Genomic DNA, 19,343 nt, shown 5'->3' on the forward strand with positions numbered 1-19,343 from the left:
TGTTTTATTTATTCACACTATCCACAACTTACCCAGAGATTTCTTTTTCAAGATTTTGAATCTCTTTTGCCAGTTTACTGTCGTTTTCTATCTGATTTTTGATTTTCTCATGTGCATGGATGACTGTCGTATGATCGCGGCCGCCGAATTCCTCACCGATTTTAGGAAGTGAGTAATCTGTCAGTTCACGTGCCAGATACATCGCAATTTGACGCGGGAAAACAATAGATTTAGTCCGTTTTTTAGCGCTGAAATCTTCCAGTCGTACATTATAATAGGCTCCTACTATCGTCTGAATATCCTGAATGCTGATTTTTTTAGGTTTATTGGTAGCGATGATATCTTTTAGTGCTTCTGCGACTAAATCAGGTGTCAATTCACGCTTTACAAGCTTTGAATAAGCACTGACGCGTGTAAGAGCGCCTTCCAGCTCTCTGATGTTAGAGTGGATTTGGCTTGCGATATAAAGCATAGCTTCATTAGGAATTTCAATATTTTCTTCTTCAGATTTCTTGCGTAAAATAGCAATTCTTGTTTCCAGATCTGGCGGCGTGACATCTGTGATGAGACCCCACTCGAAGCGAGAACGCAGACGATCTTCAAGCGTCGGTATCTCCTTAGGTGCCCGGTCACTGGATATTACAATCTGCTTATGATTCTGATGTAGTTCATTAAAGGTATGGAAGAATTCTTCCTGCGTTGACTCCTTGCCGGCTAAAAATTGAATATCATCGATGAGTAAAACATCGACATTACGATATTTAGAGCGAAATTCCTCTGTTTTATTGTCTTTAATGGAATTGATGAATTCATTTGTGAATTTTTCACTTGATGTATAGACGACTTGCGCATTGTCCTTATGTTCCATTACGTAATGCCCGATTGCATGCATTAGATGTGTTTTACCTAAACCGACGCCCCCATAAATAAAGAGAGGATTGTATGCTTTAGCAGGTGCTTCTGCTACAGCGAGAGAAGCAGCATGACTGAAACGATTGCCACTACCAATGACAAAGGTATCAAAGGTATTATCTACATTCAGCTGGTTAGGTAGAATTTCGCTGTCATTATGTTTTACCGGTTCAGGTTCAGGTACCATCATTTCTTCTGTATCGCCATTAGAGATAATTTTAATGGTCAATTTTTCACCAATAGTCTCCTGGATAGTCTCCTGGATAACAGAGATATAGTTTTTGACGAGCCAATCAGCGTTGAAAGCAGTCGGTGCCTCAATGACGATATGGTGATTATCGAGGGTTTTAACTTTAGTATTTACAAACCATGTTTGATAGCTAGGCGCAGACAATTTTTTTTCAAGATTTTCGAGGACTTTTGTCCATATAGAATCAATACCGCTCATATTGTGCCTCTTTCTTTAATTTTTTATCATTTTATTCACAGTATAATGAGCTGTGTATAAGGTTAAGCACAAGGTGTGAATAATTATCCACATCTTATCCACAATCTGTGGATAAGATTATTATATAGATTCATTTCCACACGAAATATAAACAGAATGATAACAAATAAATCTAGTAATATCAATAGTTTTGTAGAGTTATCCACAAATAAAAAATTAACCACATAGTAAGTTATACACAACTGTGTATTCGTGGATAATGAATTTTAAAAGCTGTGTATAATTTTAAAGACTTAAGAAATATCCACAGTTAGACGAATGAGCCATGTGGATAAGTGGATAACTTGGTGACTATAAATTTACATGTAAAACTTGCATAGATTTGTGTAATTTGCTATACTTCAGTAGTTATTGTCGATCACATATAAGTGAATAATAGATAAATAAGCAAACAGGAGGTGTCCTAAGTGGTAAAACGTACTTATCAACCAAATAAACGTAAACATAGTAAAGTTCACGGTTTCCGTGCACGTATGAGCACTAAAAATGGTCGTCGAGTTCTTGCTCGCCGTCGTCGTAAAGGCAGAAAAGTATTATCAGCTTAAGATCACTCTTGCAGTGGTCTTTTTTTTGTTTAAATGCAGTGAGCCATTTAGTATAATTGGAGAAAACGTGCGACAGAAGTGAGTGAAAACGTTGGAGAAAAGTTATCGGATTAAAAGAAATGAAGATTTTCAGAATGTCTATAAGAAGGGCAAGTCGGTCGCTAATCGGCAGTTCGTGATATATCGTTTTGATAAAAAAGAAGCAGAGCACTTCAGACTCGGTATTTCTGTCTCAAAAAAATTAGGCAACGCGGTTGTCCGTAATCGAATTAAGCGTTCTATTCGTGAAAGCTTTACACGACATAAGGATGATATTTTAGCAGCGGATTTTATTGTAGTTGCTCGTAAACCTGCTGCCGATATGTCAGTAGAAGAGGTCAATAAAAGTCTTGAACATGTAATGAAGATAGCCAAAGGATTTAATAAACGTATTAAATAAGGAGGCGCTGCAATGCAGGATAGATTTAGAGGGGCGACAGTAGAGGAAGCGGTACAGCAAGGTCTGAAGTCATGGCATGTGGATGAACAGCAAGTTAAAATTGAGGTAGAAGATCAAGGTAAAAAGGGTCTATTCGGTTTTGGCAGAAGAGAAGCTATCGTATCGCTGACAATTATTGATCCAGAACTGAAGAAATATACACTGGCTGAACTGAAAAACCGAACAGTTGAAAAAGAAGCTGGTCAGGAGAATGAAGCTAAAGATGAGCCTGAGATTGAACGAGTCAGTGTCCCTAAAAAAGATTTGACGGCATCAGCCGAAAAAACATTAAGCTATGTGGTTGCTGTGCTGGAAGAAATGAATATCAGTGCGTCAGGTGAAGTGATAGCTAAAGGAAATGAAGTGACCCTCAATCTTGTTTCAGAAGATGCGGCAAGAATCATCGGTAAACGTGGCCACGTGCTTAATGCGCTGCAAGTAATCGCTCAGACTTATATCCAGCAGGTTCATAAGGGTTATATTACTTTAATGCTTGATATCGAGAATTATCGGGAGAAACGTAAAGAAATTCTTGAAAATCTTGCACTTAATATGGCAAATAAAGCATTAGATGATGAAGAAATGGTCAAATTTGAGCCAATGCCGAACTATGAACGAAAAATCATTCATCAAGTATTAGGACGTATCCCGAATATTGAGACTTATTCTGAAGGACGAGAACCTCACCGGTATCTTGTTATTAGAGCGAAGCCACACCGTCAATAATATAATAAGTAATTAACTCTAAAAACTTTTGTTTTTAGAGTTAATCTATTTATTCAGAGCATATGGATTTGTTTTTATCACTATTCATCTTACAATCAACGGATGAGTAAACGGAGGTAATCATATGGAATTAGAAACTATTTCAAGCATCTCGACCCCCATGGGTGAAGGTGCCATTGCCATCGTCAGATTATCGGGTCACGATGCAGTTGAAATTGCAGATCGTCTCTATATAGGAAAGAAGACATTATCAGAAGTAGAGAGCCACACGATTAATTATGGACACATCAAAGATCCTGAAACTGATGAAATCATTGAAGAAGTTATGGTTGCTGTGATGCGTGCACCACGTACTTATACACGAGAGAATATTGTTGAAATCAATTGTCACGGTGGGATTATGACGGTTAATCGTATTCTTGAGCTTACTTTATCTCATGGCGCTCGTCTTGCGGAGCCAGGTGAATTTACGAAACGTGCTTTCCTGAATGGACGTATTGACTTATCTCAGGCGGAAGGTATTATGGATTTCATTCGTTCGAAGACCGATCGTGCAAGTAAGGTTGCTATGAGTCAGATTGAAGGCCGATTAAGTACGATGATCCAAGGACTGAGACAGTCTATTCTTGAAATTCTGGCACAAGTAGAAGTTAATATCGACTATCCTGAATATGATGATGTAGAGGAAGCGACGACTCAGTTCCTGCTGACAGAAGCACAGAAAATAGAGCAGGCGATTGACCAGCTGCTGACTACGAGTGGACAAGGCAAGATTTTACGTGAAGGTCTGGCGACTGTTATCATCGGTAAACCTAACGTAGGTAAAAGTTCAATGCTGAATACTCTTATTCAGGATAATAAAGCGATTGTCACCGAAGTAGCAGGTACGACACGTGATGTACTTGAAGAGTATGTCAATGTCAGAGGTGTTCCTTTACGTCTGGTGGATACAGCAGGTATAAGAGAGACTGAGGATGTTGTTGAGAAAATCGGTGTTGAGCGGAGCCGCGAAGCATTGAATAAAGCAGATCTCATTCTGTATGTGCTGAATTATAACGAACCTCTCACAGAAAGTGACTATCAGCTGGCTGAACTGATCAAGTCAGAGGATGTGATTGTTATCATCAATAAAACTGACTTAGAACAGAAGCTTGATATAGATGAAGTGAAGAAAATGATGGGAGATGCACCCATGGTTGAGACATCGATGTTATCGCAGGCTGGGATTGATCAGCTGGAGGAGCAGATTGCGAATCTCTTCTTTGAAGGAGAAGTACAGCAGCAGGATATGACTTATGTTTCTAACGCACGACACATCAGCCTACTTAAAAGTGCGAAGAAATCAATTCATGAGGCAATGATGGCAGCTGAAGCAGGTGTACCGATTGATATGGTACAGATTGACCTCATCAGAACGTGGGAATTACTCGGAGAAGTTATTGGAGAAGAAGTATCAGACAGCTTGATTGATCAGTTATTCAGTCAGTTCTGTCTAGGTAAATAAGGAGGAGATTATTTGGAAAGATATGACGTAATCGTCGTAGGAGCAGGTCATGCAGGTGTAGAAGCAGGACTTGCAGCAGCGCGTATGGGTGCAAAAACATTGATGCTGACCATCAACCTGGATTCAGTTGCCTTTATGCCCTGTAATCCGTCAGTAGGGGGACCGGCAAAAGGAATCGTAGTACGTGAAATAGATGCACTGGGCGGGCAGATGGCTAAGACTATCGACAAAACGCATATTCAGATGCGTATGCTGAATACAGGGAAAGGGCCAGCTGTTCGTGCACTACGTGCCCAGGCTGATAAAGTACTTTATCAGCAGGAAATGAAAGATGTGATTGAAAATACACCTAACCTAGATATTATGCAAGGTATGGTTGAACGACTGATTATTGAAGAGGGCACAGTTAAAGGCGTTGAAACGGTTATTGGCACCACTTATTTTGCAGATGCAGTCGTTCTGACAACTGGAACATTTCTGCGTGGAGAGATTATTCTCGGTAAAATCAAGTATTCATCAGGGCCAAACCACCAACTGCCATCCATTACGTTAGCGGATCACCTGCGTGAACTAGGCTTTAATATTGTCCGCTTCAAAACAGGAACCCCTCCTCGTGTGAACGGTAAGACCATTGACTACGATAAAACAGAAATTCAGCCTGGTGACGATGTAGGCCGTGCATTCAGTTACGAAACGACAGACTATATTCTAGATCAATTACCATGCTGGCTCACATACACGAATGACAAGACACATCAGATTATTGATGACAACCTGCACCTCTCAGCGATGTACTCAGGGATGATCAAAGGAACAGGGCCTCGTTACTGTCCATCTATTGAAGATAAATTTGTTCGTTTTAATGATAAACCACGTCATCAGATTTTCCTGGAGCCTGAAGGTCGTCATACGAAGGAAGTTTACGTGCAAGGTCTATCAACAAGCTTACCTGAACATGTTCAGCGTCAGATGCTGCAGTCTATACCAGGTCTAGAACGTGCTGATATGATGCGGGCAGGTTATGCGATAGAATATGATGCAATCGTCCCAACACAGCTCTGGCCGACACTTGAAACGAAAAAAATAACAGGTCTCTTCACTGCAGGACAGATTAACGGGACATCTGGTTATGAGGAAGCGGCAGGTCAAGGTCTGATGGCAGGTATTAATGCAGCAGCTAAAGTGCTGGAGCGTGAACCGGTTATACTGGGTCGCGCCGATGCTTATATTGGTGTATTGATTGATGATCTTGTAACAAAAGGTACGAATGAACCTTATCGTCTCTTAACAAGCCGTGCGGAATATCGTCTTCTCCTGCGCCATGACAATGCAGACCTGCGTCTGACTGAAATCGGGCATGAGCTTGGACTGATTTCTGAAGAACGATTCGCACAGTTTGAAGCGAAGAAAGAAGCGATTGCTGCTGAAATTAAACGTCTGACAGAGACGCGTATCAAACCGAATGAGCATACACAGAAGTTGATTGCTGAGCGCGGCGGTACTGCTTTAAAAGACGGTATTCTAGCTATTGATCTACTGAAGCGGCCTGAGATGGATTATGCAGCGATTCAGGAAATTCTTGATGACGGTCTGACAATCTCAGAAGAAGTGGCGGAACAAGTTGAAATTCAGACGAAATACGCCGGTTATATCGATAAGTCGTTACAGCAGGTTGAAAAAATGAAGCGAATGGAAAATAAAAAAATTCCGGATCATATCGATTATGATGATATTCACAGTCTGGCAACTGAAGCTCGTCAGAAACTGAAGGAAGTCAAACCGTTAAGTGTAGGACAAGCAGCACGTATTTCCGGGGTTAACCCGGCTGACGTATCGATTTTACTTGTCTATATTGAACAGGGAAAGATTGCGAAGGTGAAATAGATGAATGAACAACAATTTACTGAAGCATTACGCGCGAAAGGCTTTGAATTAACAGCAGAACAGCTGAAACAGTTTGCAATCTATTATGAAAATCTAGTAGAGTGGAATGAGAAAATTAATTTAACAGCAGTAACAGAAAAGGAAGAAGTCTACTTAAAGCATTTCTTTGACTCTGTGACCCCTGCTTTTTACTTTGATTTTACAGCAATTGAATCATTATGTGATGTGGGTGCAGGAGCAGGTTTTCCGAGTATTCCTCTTAAAATACTTTTCCCTCACCTTAAACTGACTATTGTTGATTCACTGAATAAGCGTATCAACTTCTTAAATCATCTGGCTGCTGAGCTCAATCTTGAACAGGTGAGATTTATTCATGACCGTGCGGAGACGTTCGGACGTACAGACCAGCGTGAGAGTTTTGATGTCGTGACGGCTCGTGCAGTAGCAAGACTGTCAGTTTTAAGTGAATTCTGTCTGCCACTCGTAAAGAAAGGCGGCCATTTCCTGGCGCTGAAAGGGGCGCAAGGGGAGACAGAAACAGAAGAAGGCGAATTTGCTGTTAAGCTTCTGGGTGGCGAGATTGTCGCTAATCATATGTTTACATTACCGATGGAAGAAAGCACGCGCTATATTGTAGAGATTGAAAAGCGTAGACAGACTGCAAAGAAATACCCGAGAAAAGCAGGAACGCCTGCAAAAGAACCGTTGATGAAATAATGATGTGATGAAAGTGAGTCGAATGAGATGAAGAAACCTTTTTCAAAGCTATTTGGATTGCGTGACAAAGAGGACTTAGCAATTGAACGTGCAGAGGGCAATGTCATTAAACTGGCGATTGAACGAATTGTACCCAACCGCTATCAGCCGAGACAAGTATTTGATGAAGAAAAAATTCAGGAACTGGCAGATTCCATTAAGTCATACGGCTTACTGCAGCCAATTGTAGTTCGTCCGATTGAAGAAGAGATGTACGAAATCATTGCAGGTGAACGTCGTTTTCGTGCGCTGAAATTAAATGGTGTGGCGGAGACTGAAGTCATTGTTAAACCGATGAATGATAAGGAAACAGCAGCTATTGCGCTGATTGAAAATATCCAGCGTGAGAATCTGTCGGTAGTCGAAGAGGCGGAAGCCTATAAAAAATTACTGGATCTTGACGGTATCACTCAGCAGGATTTAGCGACGAGTCTCGGAAAAAGTCAATCTTTTATCGCGAATAAGCTGCGATTACTCAGATTATCTTCACCCATTTTAGAAGCACTTGGCAAGTCACAGATTACAGAACGTCATGCGCGAAGTCTGCTCGCTTTATCAGAAGTGCAGCAGAAAGAAATGCTGCAGATTATTAAAAGTCAGAGTCTGAACGTAAAACAGACGGAAGAACGTGTAAAGCGCATGCTGGGCGGCGAAAATGTGAAACCGACTAGAATTGCGTTTACTCGAGATATGAAACTGGCTTTTAACACTATCAACGAAAGTGTAAAAGCGGTAGAAAAAAGCGGGATTAAAGTTAAACGTAAAGACACTGAGTATACCAATTTTTACGAAATCTCAATCAAGGTTTTCAAAAATCAGAATAAGCAGTAGAACCATCCACTCTGGATGGTTTTTTACTTTGTGCAGTTTGATGGTAATATTGTTATAATCTTAATGATGAATAAACAGCAGGGAGAGGAAAATATGAAGATTTTAGCTATCGCAAATCAGAAGGGCGGCGTCGGCAAGACGACCACTTCTGTCAACTTAAGTGCCGCTCTTGCTGAAAGAGGTAAGAAAGTTCTTTTAGTAGACACTGACCCTCAAGGTAATGCAACGAGTGGTGTCGGCATTGATAAGAATAATGTGAAATTTTCAGTCTATGATATGTTGGTGGAGGATGTCTCTATCAACCGTGTAGTACTGAAAACTGATCAGGAAAATTTATCTATTATTCCAGCGAATATTGCGCTTGCTGGTGCGGAAATTGAACTTGTCTCAGCCATGAGCCGGGAAGTCCGTCTGAAATATGCATTTAAAGAACTGGAAGAGGCATTTGATTACATTATCATCGACTGTCCACCATCACTTGGCCTGCTGACTATTAACTCATTCACAGCAGCGACGGGTATTATTATTCCAGTGCAATGTGAGTATTATGCACTGGAAGGTCTTAGCCAGCTGCTCAACACGATTAAACTCGTGCAGCGACATCTTAACCAGGCACTCGAGATTGAGGGCGTTCTCCTGACGATGCTGGATGCACGTACAAACCTCGGAAATGATGTGATGGCGGAAGTCCGTTCTCATTTCGGTGATAAAGTATACGATACGATTATCCCGCGTAACGTCCGACTGTCAGAAGCACCGTCTCACGGACAGCCGATCAATGTCTATGACGCGCGTTCAACAGGTGCTAAGACATATGCAGCATTAGCAGAGGAGGTCATCACTAATGGCTAAAGGACTAGGTAAAGGTCTAGGTCGTGGCCTTGATGCACTCTTCCAGGATAATAAAGGCGATGAAGTAGTCGAACAACTGAGATTGGATGACATTCGTCCCAATCCTTATCAGCCGCGAAACGAATTTGATGAAATAGCACTTGCTGAACTTGCTGAGTCGGTCAAACTGCACGGCATTCTGCAGCCGATTATCGTTAAAAAATCAGTTAAAGGTTACGATATTGTAGCAGGTGAGCGTCGTTACCGGGCAAGTAAGCTAGCAGGTAAACAAGACATTCCTGCTATTGTGAAATCGATGACTGATAAGCAGATGATGGAATTTGCCATCATTGAAAATCTTCAGCGTGAAGATCTGAATGCACTTGAAGAAGCGAAGAGTTATCAGCTCCTGATGGATCATTTATCTCTTAATCAGGGAGAAGCAGCTGACCGTCTTGGGAAATCGAGACCTTATATCGCTAATATGCTGCGACTGTTAAATTTACCGCAGGAAATCAAGCAACTCATCAACGATAAAAAGATTTCCGGTGCTCATGGTCGTACTTTACTAGGTCTCAAAGATCAGGAAGAGATGATTGCGATTGCACATCGTGTGGTGAAAGAAGCCTGGAGTGTCAGACAACTTGAGCAGTATGTGAAGTCATTATCACCTAAGGCTGATAAACAAAAGAAAGAGAACGCTAAACCGAAGTTTCTCGTGAAACATGAACAGACGTTAAAGCAACATCTCGGTACAAATGTTGAGATTTCAAAGTCTCGTAAAAAAGGAAAAATCGCTATTGAATTTACATCTGAAGAAGAATTTAATCGTCTGATTGAATTACTGGAGCGTGTATAATTGAATGACGCCGATGATTAAATCGTTATTTGAACCAGTATTAGATGCTGAAATGTGGAAGAGCATCGGACTCAATACATTCTGGTCCATCATCATTATCTTTGTCGCGTTTATCATCATCAAGCTTCTTCATTTCGTTATTTCACAGTTTTTTCAGGTTCGAAGACTTTCGAGACTCTCCAACTCAGAAAAAAGAGATACAACACTTGTTAAACTGCTGCAGAATATTGTCACCTATGTCGTCTGGTTTATTGTACTGACGACCGTTCTGAGCAATATGGGAATTAAAGTAGAGAGTCTGATTGCAGGTGCCGGAGTTGCAGGTATCGCTATCGGTTTCGGTGCACAGACACTCGTTAAAGATGTTATCACTGGATTTTTCATTATTTTCGAGAGTCAGTTTGACGTAGGTGACTATGTTCGTATCAACACAGGTGGAACTAAGGTGGCCGAAGGAACTGTCCAGTCTATTGGACTGCGCTCAACGCGCATCCGGTCGTTCACAGGTGAACTGACAATTCTGCCAAACGGAACAATGAATGAAATTGTGAACTTCTCAGTCAATAACTCTGTCGCCGTGTTTGAGGTCTCAATCTCAAGTGAAGAGAATATTGGAGCCGTTGAAGCAATGCTTGAGCCTTATCTTGCTACATTGAAGGATAAATATGAAGATGTAGTGAAGGTGCCTGAAATACTAGGTGTCGATATGGTAAAAGCTGGAGAAGCTGTCATTAAGATATCAGCTGAAACCTTGCCTAACAATCATACGAAAGTCTCTCGCCTCCTGCGTGGGGATCTGAAGGATTTTCTTGATGCAAAAGGAGTTAGAGCACCTGTTCCGAGAATGGTGATGTATAACCAGCCAAAGGGGGGACCTGGACATGATTAATTATCAGATGAATGATATTGTTGAGATGAAGAAGCAGCATGCTTGCGGCACCAATGCATTTCGCATCATCCGTCTAGGTGCTGATATTCGTATTAAATGTGAAAATTGTGGTAGAAGCATTTTACTGCCGCGCCCAGAATTCAATAAAAAACTAAAAAAAATTATTTCGTCAGCTGACGAATCATAAAAGGAGAACAATCATGGCATTAACAGCAGGCATCGTAGGTTTGCCGAACGTCGGTAAATCCACTTTATTCAATGCAATTACAAAAGCGGGTGCACTTGCCGCTAACTATCCATTCGCAACAATTGACCCGAACGTCGGTATCGTCGAAGTACCTGATTACCGATTAGATAAGTTAACAGAGCTTGTTACACCGAAGAAGACCGTTCCTACTGCGTTTGAGTTTACTGATATTGCAGGTATCGTTAAAGGTGCTTCAAAAGGTGAAGGACTTGGGAATAAATTCCTGTCTCATATTCGTGAAGTAGATGCTATCTGTCAGGTCGTCCGTGCATTCGAAGATGAGAATATTACGCACGTCTCAGGTAAAGTCAATCCTGTTGATGACATTGAAGTCATCAATATGGAGCTCGTACTTGCTGATATAGAGTCTGTCGAGAAACGTTATGCACGTGTGCAGAAAATGGCTAAACAGAAAGATAAGGATGCTATGGCAGAAGAAGCCGTCCTTTCGATTGTTAAAGAGGCACTTGAGAACGAACAGCCTGTCCGCAGTGTCGACTTTACACCAGAACAACAGCGTCTCGTAAAAGGGATGCACCTCCTGACAGCGAAGCCGATGCTATACGTGGCAAATGTGGCAGAAGATGATCTGTTAGACGCGGATGAGAATCAGTTTGTGAAAGCTATCCGTGAATATGCAGCAAATGAAGGATCAGAAGTGATTGTCATCAGTGCACGTATTGAAGAAGAACTAGCTGCACTGGATGATGAAGATAAACAGGAATATTTAACAGATCTCGGAATTGAGGAGTCAGGTCTGGATAAATTAATCAAAGCATCTTACAACTTACTTGGACTTGCGACTTATTTCACTGCTGGTGAGCAGGAAGTACGCGCGTGGACTTTTAAACAAGGTATGACAGCACCACAATGTGCAGGTATCATTCATACTGACTTCGAGCGTGGCTTCATCCGTGCTGAGACAGTCAGCTTTGACGACCTGGTCAATAATAACGGTATGAGTGGCGCGAAAGAAGCAGGTAAAGTTCGACTTGAAGGTAAAGAGTATCTCATGAAAGACGGGGATGTTGTTCACTTCAGATTCAACGTTTAATTCAAGGGGGTAGACATGAAAACTTTGAAGCGTATCATCTATGGCATTAAAGTCATTACGAAGTCAGGTGCTAAAGGACAGGAGATTTATAATGTCGTTTATTATTACTTCGTGCAGGCCGTCCAAAAAGATGATTATGTTGCTCTGAATGAAGATATATATAAGAAAATCAGTTATCCTGAAGATGCTATCCGCTATCTGGATATCATTAACTGTGAGGATATTGATCCTGAAGATAGTGATTATTATCTTTATGAGTACCTTCATTATTCAAAAGACATTAAGTTATTTCATGTTAAAGAAATGGTTGTCTATAAATTGGACGAAGTACTCTACTAATGTTGTAATGTGTATCATTCTATGCTATAATATTCAATTGTGAGTAATGAAAATTATTCCTTGCTTTACGAACCCGTAAAGCCGCATAGACCATAAGGAGGTGTAAAAGATGAGAACATACGAAATTATGTACGTAGTGCGCCCGACTATCGAAGAAGATGCTAAAAAAGCGTTAGTTGAACGTTTCAATGAAATCTTAACTTCAAACGGTGCAGAAATCATCGAAGCTAAAGACTGGGGTAAACGTCGTCTTGCTTATGAAATCAATGATTTCAAAGAAGGTTTCTACCAAATTGTACGCGTTAACTCTACTGATCAAGCAACAAATGAATTCGATCGTTTAGCTAAGATCAATGACGATATTATCCGTCATATTATTGTACGCGAAGAAGAAAAATAATAATCCACGGGGGCGAATTGCATGATTAATCGAGTTGTATTAGTAGGTCGTTTAACGAAGGATCCCGAATACAGAGTCACACCCTCAGGCGTATCAGTCGCTACGTTTACGTTAGCTGTTAACCGGACATTTACGAATGCTCAAGGAGAACGCCAAGCGGACTTCCTGAACTGTGTTGTGTTCCGTAAACAAGCTGAGAACGTCAATAACTATTTGAAAAAAGGTAGTTTAGCTGGGGTTGACGGTAGATTGCAATCTCGCAGCTATGATAATCAAGAAGGCCGCAAAGTGTATGTGACTGAAGTCGTTTGTGACTCAGTACAGTTCCTTGAGCCAAAAGGGGCTAATCAGAATCGTCAGAATGACAATACGTCTAATGACTATTCAAGTTATGACCCAGGTTTTGGTGGACAATCACAAGGTCAGAATTATCAATCAAATAGCAACCAATCCAATAATAATCAATCATCTCCTGCATCAAATAACCCATTTGCGAACGCATCAGGGCCAATTGATATCAGTGACGATGATTTACCGTTCTAAATCATTAAGTAAGGGAGGCAAAAATCATGGCAGGTGCACCAAGAAGAGGCGGACGTCGTCGTAAAAAAGTGTGTTATTTCACAGCGAATGGTATCACACATATCGACTACAAAGACGCAGAATTACTTAAAAAATTCATCTCAGAACGCGGTAAAATTTTACCACGTCGTGTAACTGGTACTTCAGCTAAATACCAACGTATGTTAACTGTAGCTATCAAACGTGCTCGTCATATGGCTTTATTACCATATGTTAAAGAAGAGCAATAAGATACACAATAAAGCCCTCAAGGTCATTTATGACCTTGAGGGCTTTTAGTTTTATGATAAATGGTCAAGGATGATTGATGTGATGACTCCAGCAGCCGTGAAGAGCCCCACTAAGGCCCCACCATCTTCATAGGCTTCTGGCATCATTGTAGCGCCAATCATCGTGATAATGCCGCCTGCTGCGAAGCTGGAAATAATTGAAATAACAGCAGGATTGGCATGATCCAAAAAGACATAACCAAACAGAGCACTAAGCCCAGCTACTATCGTAACCGTCACAAATAAGAAAAGTATCTTTCCTTTAGACTGTCCGCTTTTCAGCATGCCTGATGTACTGGATAAGCCTTCTGGGATATTACTGATAAATATAGCGAGTAATAAGAGCATACTGACACCTTTGCCACCGATTAATGTCGTACCGAGCATAATAGATTCAGGAATCGCATCCATAACAGTACCGATAAAGATACTGAGGCCACCGCCGTCGCTACTGTCATCATTCTGGTTATTATCCTGCAGTTCATGCGCATTCGAGCGCTTGCGATGCTTACCACCGTGATGTGTGATAATCGCTTCAAGAACAGTGAAGACGATAGCACCAGCAGCAAAGCCAATGACTGTATTCATCATTTCGCTCTTATCAAGTGATTCTTGCAGTAATTCAAATGTTGCTGCACCGATGAGGACACCTACACCAAAAGCCATGATAAAGCCCAATATTTTACGGGGAATATGAATAATCATACTGATAATAGCGCCAAGCAGAACTGCTCCGCCTGATACAGCACCCCAAAAGAAAGCACTTCCCATATTTTCTCCTCCAAAAAACCCCGGGAGTTATCTCCCGGGGTCACTCTATTCATTTAAGAATTAACGACGGTCAAGTAAGTCGTTGTCGCGACGGTCAACGTCAAGGCGGTCAGCATCAACGTGACGGTCATTTGTGTCATCGATTTCAACTTGTTCTTTACGAACTGTTTCAGATACGTGAGCTGTATCTTGAACACGGTTTTTCTTGATTACTAATTCTTCAGCAACAACGTTTTCTTTTTCAACGTTGATACGTTCTTCAGTTAATGGTACACGGATAGTGTCATCGTCTAAACGATTGAAGTCTACATCTCCATCTACTCTTTCGTCAACACGACGACGTTCGATTGTTACTTCGTCACGGCTTACAGGTACATCGAATTCTTGACGTTCTTCAACAACGTCTTTGTCGATACGTACTTCACCAGTTTGTACTTGTTCTTTACCTACACGGATACGTTCTTCGTGTAAACGGATTTTTTCATCATGTGATAAGTCGTTACGGCTCGCGATATCTTCGTCAAATACATAATCCTCGCGGCGGTCAAATTCGTTACGGTCTAAGTCTTTGTTAAATTCGTTTTTCATGTCTACATGTTCCTCTCTTGTTTGTAAGTTATTTGTACGGTGTTTCTCGGAATACTCTGCATCACTTTCAGATTCTAAACTTTGTCTTGAAGTCAGGCCAGTTGTGCCATCATCAGGATTAGAATACGCTCCTTCATGAAGTGTTTCATTTTTATCACGATTAACTACGTCAGGATTCGCAAATCCACCAACAACACCATTTGTATAAGTGTCTTCGTGACGAGCTTGTCCTTCAACATAATTGTGATCTGTTGCGTTAGAAGTATTGTAAGTTGCATCATTATCTACATAAAGTAAGATGTTGCCGCTTTCCACTTCTCTTTCATATTCGTTGCGTTGTGCATCAGATAAATTCAATTTATCAAATACACGACTCTGAGGATCTTCCCCAGTGAATAGTGAAGCTACTTTATCGCCAAATGATCCATCAGCATTCTTGAAGTTAACGTCTGTATAGTTTAATGCAGAACCTTCAAGTTTGTTTTTGGAGATGACGTGTAAGTCACGTTCAGCTACTCCTTGAGCTTTCAAGTTATCAATTCTACCTAATAATGCTTGTTCACTAGAAAATGATTCAATGTTTCCCATTGTAATTCTACCTCCCAATCACTAATGTGTTGTAAATCTCTAAGGTGTCGTTTTGATTTTCTTGTGATGTTAGAAATATACCCCGCCCTTTAGACCCTAAACACTCAAATATTAAAATAATTTAAATAAATTCAAAAATATTTGTTTCATTCTGCTCTATAAGCGACTCAAAACCTTTATTTGAAGCGGATTTGACCTTGATATTGACCCTTAAATTTGTTATCATCAATTAATAAAAAAATAATCAAAACACTCATATAATTAAAGGATAAGGCTTTTAAGTTTCTACCACGACACCGTAAATGACGTGACTATGAGTAAAAAATGAATCCATTCTCTCTATATTAAGAGCATGGACATTCTTTTTTTACTCGCCTATTCTAAAAAGGTGAGTTTTTTTATTTTAAGGAGGTTCATTGTGAAAGAGTTACAGAGGAAAGTGAAAGAAGAAGGTGTGGTCATCAAGGGTTCTGTTCTAAAAGTAGATGCGTTTTTAAACCATCAGATAGATGCATCACTGATGAAAAAAGTAGCCGAACACTTTTATACGCATTTCAAGGATAAAGGTGTAACGAAAATTTTGACAATTGAAGCATCCGGTATAGCGCCTTCTATTATGGCAGCTCTTGCATTTGATGTACCTTGCCTATTTGCGAAGAAGGCCGTACCTTCTACGTTGACTGAAGCGGTCTATTCGACAGATATTCACTCGTATACGAAAAATAAAACCAGTCACGTTGTGATCTCCCGGAAATTTCTTACTGCTGATGATAAAGTATTAATCATTGATGACTTTCTGGCGAATGGTGAAGCAGCGCTCGGGCTTTATGATCTTGTTAAACAAGCAGGTGCTGAATGTGTCGGTGTTGGTATCGTGATTGAAAAAAGTTTTCAGTCAGGTGCACAACGTCTTCAGGCTGAAGGACTTGATGTACTCAGTCTATGTCGTATCGCTTCTCTTGCAGGTGATAAAGTGACACTGGTAGGAGAAGAATAATGAAGAATCTTCTATTAAGTATCCAGCATTTACTGGCGATGTATGCAGGTGCCATCATCGTACCGATTATAGTCGGCAAAGCACTGAACTTCTCTCCTCAGGAAATCGCCTATCTTGTTTCAATTGATATATTCATGTGCGGTGTCGCAACATTCCTGCAGGTTTATAAAGGTATCGGTATCGGCCTGCCGGTCGTTCTAGGCTGTACATTCACAGCTGTTACACCGATGATTATGGTGGGTTCTAAGCATGGTATAGAAGTTCTCTATGGCTCTCTATTCGCATCAGGCATCATTATTGTGTTGATCGCCCCTTTCTTTTCTTATTTAGTGAAGATATTTCCGCCGATTGTGACCGGCAGTGTAGTCACGATTATTGGTATTACATTGATGCCAGTTGCGATGAATAATCTGGCAGGTGGCCAGGGCGCACCGACATACGGTGATCCCCTCAATATTATGCTGGGGGTCATGACATTAGCTATCATCCTTGTCATTCATCATTTTTCAAGTGGTTTTATTCGTTCCATCGCGATATTGCTGGGGCTTGTCATCGGTACGGTCATCGCTTCATTATTCGGTTTAGTAGATACGAGCGCTGTCCATAGCTCTAACTGGTTTGAATTACCTAAACCTTTCCGTTTTGGTGGCTTTAAATTTGAAATAGGTTCTATTTTACTGTTCGTCATTGTCGGTATTGTCAGCTTGATTGAATCAACAGGCGTCTATCACGCACTGAGTGAAATCACTCAAACACCTATCGACCGTAAAGATATCTCAAAAGGTTACCGTGCTGAGGGGATTGCCATTGTCTTAGGTTCTATCTTTAATGCATTCCCATATACGGCTTACTCTCAGAACGTCGGCCTTGTTTCATTATCAGGTGTTAAATCAAGAAATGTCATGTACGGCATGGTAGGGTTACTGCTTCTCGCAGGCTCAATGCCAAAATTCGGTGCACTGGCGACCATTATCCCTACACCTATTCTCGGTGGCGCAATGATTGCAATGTTTGGTATGGTAATGGCGTATGGTGTGAAGATGCTTGGAGCTATCGACTTCACGAAGCAGGATAACTTACTGATTATTGCAGTTTCAGTCGGACTCGGACTCGGCATTACAACCGTTCCAGGTGCATTTGCGAAGTTTGGTGAAGATTATGCATGGCTGACTCAGAATGGTATCGTACTCGGAACATTTGCAGCTATTTTACTTAATTTATTTTTTAATGGTATAAACAATCAACAAATCGAAGAAAATATGAAATAATAAACTAACAAATAAAATGGAGGTCACAATCATGTGGGAAACTAAGTTTCAAAAAGAAGGCTTAACATTTGATGATGTACTGCTTATTCCAGGGAAATCAGACGTATTACCGAACCAGGTTGAACTGAAAGTAGAGCTGTCAGAAAGACTGAAACTGAATGTACCGATTTTATCAGCAGGTATGGATACAGTAACAGAAGCGAAGATGGCTATTGCAATGGCACGTCAAGGGGGACTTGGTGTTGTCCATAAAAATATGTCTATCGAAGAACAGGCAGATGAAATCCTGAAAGTTAAGCGTTCAGAAAATGGTGTTATTACGAATCCATTCTTCTTAACACCTGACGAACAAGTTTTTGCAGCAGAACATCTGATGGGCAAATATCGTATTTCAGGTGTGCCGATTGTCAATAATGCAGAGGAAATGAAATTAGTCGGTATTCTGACAAACCGTGATTTACGCTTTATTGAAGATTACTCTATTAAAATTTCTGAGGTTATGACAAAAGAGGACTTAGTGACTGCACCGGTTGATACAACTCTTGAACAGGCAGAGAAATTACTGCAGCAGTATAAGATTGAGAAATTACCATTAGTAGATAACGAAGGTCACTTAAAAGGCCTTATCACTATTAAAGATATCGAGAAAGTCATCGAATTCCCGAATGCTGCAAAAGATGATCACGGTCGTCTCCTTGTTGCAGGTGCTGTCGGTATTGCAAAAGATACTCTCACACGTGCAAAACACCTCGTAGATGCAGGTACAGATGCACTTGTCATCGATACAGCGCACGGTCATTCTAAAGGTGTACTGGATATGGTCAGTTCATTAAAAGAAAACTTCCCTGATGTGACACTTATCGCAGGTAATGTAGCGACAGCTGAAGGGACACGCGCATTATTTGAAGCAGGTGCTGACGTCGTTAAAGTAGGTATCGGACCTGGTTCTATCTGTACAACACGTGTTGTAGCCGGTGTCGGTGTACCACAGATTACAGCAATTTATGATGCAGCAAGCGTTGCACGTGAACTTGGCAAGACAATCATTGCTGATGGCGGTATCAAGTTCTCAGGCGATATCGTCAAAGCACTGGCTGCAGGCGGACATGCAGTAATGCTCGGTTCACTGCTCGGCGGTACAGAAGAAAGTCCAGGCGCGACTGAGATCTTCCAAGGTCGTCAGTACAAAGTCTATCGTGGTATGGGTTCACTCGGTGCGATGGAAAAAGGTTCTAAAGACCGTTATTTCCAGGATGATAAAGAAGCGAAGAAATTCGTGCCAGAAGGTATTGAAGGACGTATTGCCTATAAAGGGGCACTTCAAGATACCATCTATCAATTAGTCGGCGGTATTAGAAGCGGTATGGGTTATACAGGCTCAAAAGACTTGCAGGCACTTCGTGAGGAAGCTCAGTTCATCAAGATGACAGGCGCAGGCTTAAAAGAAAGCCATCCACATGACGTTCATATCACTAAAGAAGCACCTAACTATTCTATCTAACTAAGGAGCATATACT

General features: G+C 41.0%; 22 protein-coding genes and 1 riboswitch. Of the genes, 19 read left to right on the forward strand and 3 right to left on the reverse strand.

What is annotated here, in order from left to right:
- Positions 1–28: 28 nt before the first annotated feature.
- Positions 29–1,360, reverse strand: a complete 1,332-nt coding sequence (dnaA, locus tag ERX37_RS07540) for a chromosomal replication initiator protein DnaA (RefSeq protein ID WP_133430056.1) — start codon at positions 1,358–1,360, stop codon at positions 29–31.
- Between the two features lie 467 nt (positions 1,361–1,827).
- On the opposite strand from dnaA, the gene rpmH reads away from it, so the two are divergent.
- The 16 genes from rpmH to rpsR all read left to right on the forward strand — a co-directional run bounded on the left by rpmH (position 1,828) and on the right by rpsR (position 13,575).
- Complete coding sequence (rpmH, locus tag ERX37_RS07545; RefSeq protein WP_133417655.1) at positions 1,828–1,965, forward strand: 50S ribosomal protein L34; 138 nt, start codon at positions 1,828–1,830, stop codon at positions 1,963–1,965.
- A 91-nt stretch (positions 1,966–2,056) separates the two neighbouring features.
- Positions 2,057–2,404, forward strand: a complete 348-nt coding sequence (gene rnpA / locus ERX37_RS07550; RefSeq protein WP_133430057.1) for a ribonuclease P protein component — start codon at positions 2,057–2,059, stop codon at positions 2,402–2,404.
- Between the two features lie 12 nt (positions 2,405–2,416).
- Positions 2,417–3,169, forward strand: a complete 753-nt coding sequence (jag, locus tag ERX37_RS07555) for an RNA-binding cell elongation regulator Jag/EloR (RefSeq protein ID WP_133430058.1) — start codon at positions 2,417–2,419, stop codon at positions 3,167–3,169.
- A 124-nt stretch (positions 3,170–3,293) separates the two neighbouring features.
- Positions 3,294–4,673, forward strand: coding sequence for a tRNA uridine-5-carboxymethylaminomethyl(34) synthesis GTPase MnmE (gene mnmE / locus ERX37_RS07560; protein WP_133430059.1), 1,380 nt, complete (start codon positions 3,294–3,296; stop codon positions 4,671–4,673).
- 12 nt (positions 4,674–4,685) lie between these two features.
- Positions 4,686–6,557: a tRNA uridine-5-carboxymethylaminomethyl(34) synthesis enzyme MnmG gene (mnmG, locus tag ERX37_RS07565; protein ID WP_133430060.1), complete on the forward strand. Its 1,872-nt coding sequence runs from the start codon at positions 4,686–4,688 to the stop codon at positions 6,555–6,557.
- Positions 6,558–7,274, forward strand: a complete 717-nt coding sequence (gene rsmG, locus ERX37_RS07570; protein WP_133430061.1) for a 16S rRNA (guanine(527)-N(7))-methyltransferase RsmG — start codon at positions 6,558–6,560, stop codon at positions 7,272–7,274. It abuts the gene before it with no gap.
- Positions 7,275–7,301: 27 nt separating this feature from the next.
- Entirely contained in the window at positions 7,302–8,144 is an 843-nt protein-coding gene (gene noc, locus ERX37_RS07575; RefSeq protein WP_133430062.1) for a nucleoid occlusion protein, read from the forward strand.
- A 93-nt stretch (positions 8,145–8,237) separates the two neighbouring features.
- The gene (locus ERX37_RS07580) at positions 8,238–8,996 is read left to right on the forward strand and encodes a ParA family protein (protein WP_133430063.1); all 759 of its coding nucleotides are present in this window, start codon (positions 8,238–8,240) and stop codon (positions 8,994–8,996) included.
- A complete protein-coding gene (locus ERX37_RS07585; protein WP_133430064.1) occupies positions 8,989–9,834 on the forward strand; it encodes a ParB/RepB/Spo0J family partition protein in 846 nt (281 codons plus the stop codon). Before ERX37_RS07580 ends, ERX37_RS07585 begins: the two co-directional genes overlap by 8 nt.
- Positions 9,835–9,847: 13 nt before the next feature.
- The gene (locus ERX37_RS07590; protein WP_243715921.1) at positions 9,848–10,723 is read left to right on the forward strand and encodes a mechanosensitive ion channel family protein; all 876 of its coding nucleotides are present in this window, start codon (positions 9,848–9,850) and stop codon (positions 10,721–10,723) included.
- Positions 10,716–10,910: a DUF951 domain-containing protein gene (locus ERX37_RS07595; protein ID WP_133430066.1), complete on the forward strand. Its 195-nt coding sequence runs from the start codon at positions 10,716–10,718 to the stop codon at positions 10,908–10,910. Before ERX37_RS07590 ends, ERX37_RS07595 begins: the two co-directional genes overlap by 8 nt.
- A 13-nt stretch (positions 10,911–10,923) precedes the next feature.
- Positions 10,924–12,024, forward strand: coding sequence for a redox-regulated ATPase YchF (gene ychF, locus ERX37_RS07600; protein WP_133430067.1), 1,101 nt, complete (start codon positions 10,924–10,926; stop codon positions 12,022–12,024).
- 15 nt (positions 12,025–12,039) lie between these two features.
- Positions 12,040–12,363 carry a hypothetical protein gene (locus ERX37_RS07605; RefSeq protein WP_133430068.1) on the forward strand — a complete coding sequence of 108 codons (324 nt, stop codon included), beginning with the start codon at positions 12,040–12,042 and terminating at the stop codon, positions 12,361–12,363.
- A 109-nt stretch (positions 12,364–12,472) separates the two neighbouring features.
- Positions 12,473–12,763, forward strand: a complete 291-nt coding sequence (gene rpsF / locus ERX37_RS07610; RefSeq protein ID WP_133430069.1) for a 30S ribosomal protein S6 — start codon at positions 12,473–12,475, stop codon at positions 12,761–12,763.
- A gap of 21 nt (positions 12,764–12,784) precedes the next feature.
- Positions 12,785–13,306: a single-stranded DNA-binding protein gene (ssb, locus tag ERX37_RS07615; RefSeq protein ID WP_133430070.1), complete on the forward strand. Its 522-nt coding sequence runs from the start codon at positions 12,785–12,787 to the stop codon at positions 13,304–13,306.
- A gap of 26 nt (positions 13,307–13,332) precedes the next feature.
- Positions 13,333–13,575: a 30S ribosomal protein S18 gene (gene rpsR, locus ERX37_RS07620; RefSeq protein ID WP_133430071.1), complete on the forward strand. Its 243-nt coding sequence runs from the start codon at positions 13,333–13,335 to the stop codon at positions 13,573–13,575.
- Between the two features lie 51 nt (positions 13,576–13,626).
- On the opposite strand, the gene ERX37_RS07625 is transcribed toward rpsR, so the two are convergent.
- Positions 13,627–14,385: a ZIP family metal transporter gene (locus ERX37_RS07625; protein ID WP_133430072.1), complete on the reverse strand. Its 759-nt coding sequence runs from the start codon at positions 14,383–14,385 to the stop codon at positions 13,627–13,629.
- A 60-nt stretch (positions 14,386–14,445) separates the two neighbouring features.
- A complete protein-coding gene (locus tag ERX37_RS07630; protein ID WP_133430073.1) occupies positions 14,446–15,561 on the reverse strand; it encodes a DUF2382 domain-containing protein in 1,116 nt (371 codons plus the stop codon).
- A gap of 233 nt (positions 15,562–15,794) precedes the next feature.
- Positions 15,795–15,895, forward strand: a riboswitch (purine riboswitch).
- Between the two features lie 84 nt (positions 15,896–15,979).
- On the opposite strand from ERX37_RS07630, the gene xpt reads away from it, so the two are divergent.
- Genes xpt through guaB form a run of 3 tightly spaced genes read left to right on the forward strand, consistent with a single transcriptional unit; the run spans position 15,980 to position 19,327 of the window.
- The gene (gene xpt / locus ERX37_RS07635) at positions 15,980–16,558 is read left to right on the forward strand and encodes a xanthine phosphoribosyltransferase (RefSeq protein WP_133430074.1); all 579 of its coding nucleotides are present in this window, start codon (positions 15,980–15,982) and stop codon (positions 16,556–16,558) included.
- The gene (locus tag ERX37_RS07640; protein WP_133430075.1) at positions 16,558–17,826 is read left to right on the forward strand and encodes a nucleobase:cation symporter-2 family protein; all 1,269 of its coding nucleotides are present in this window, start codon (positions 16,558–16,560) and stop codon (positions 17,824–17,826) included. The genes xpt and ERX37_RS07640 overlap by 1 nt, the downstream gene beginning before the upstream one ends.
- A gap of 31 nt (positions 17,827–17,857) precedes the next feature.
- A complete protein-coding gene (guaB, locus tag ERX37_RS07645; protein WP_133430076.1) occupies positions 17,858–19,327 on the forward strand; it encodes an IMP dehydrogenase in 1,470 nt (489 codons plus the stop codon).
- The last annotated feature ends 16 nt before the right edge of the window (positions 19,328–19,343 follow it).

It is taken from the genome of Macrococcus hajekii (genome assembly GCF_004359505.1).
In the GTDB taxonomy this organism is placed as follows: Bacteria; Bacillota; Bacilli; order Staphylococcales; family Staphylococcaceae; genus Macrococcus; species Macrococcus hajekii.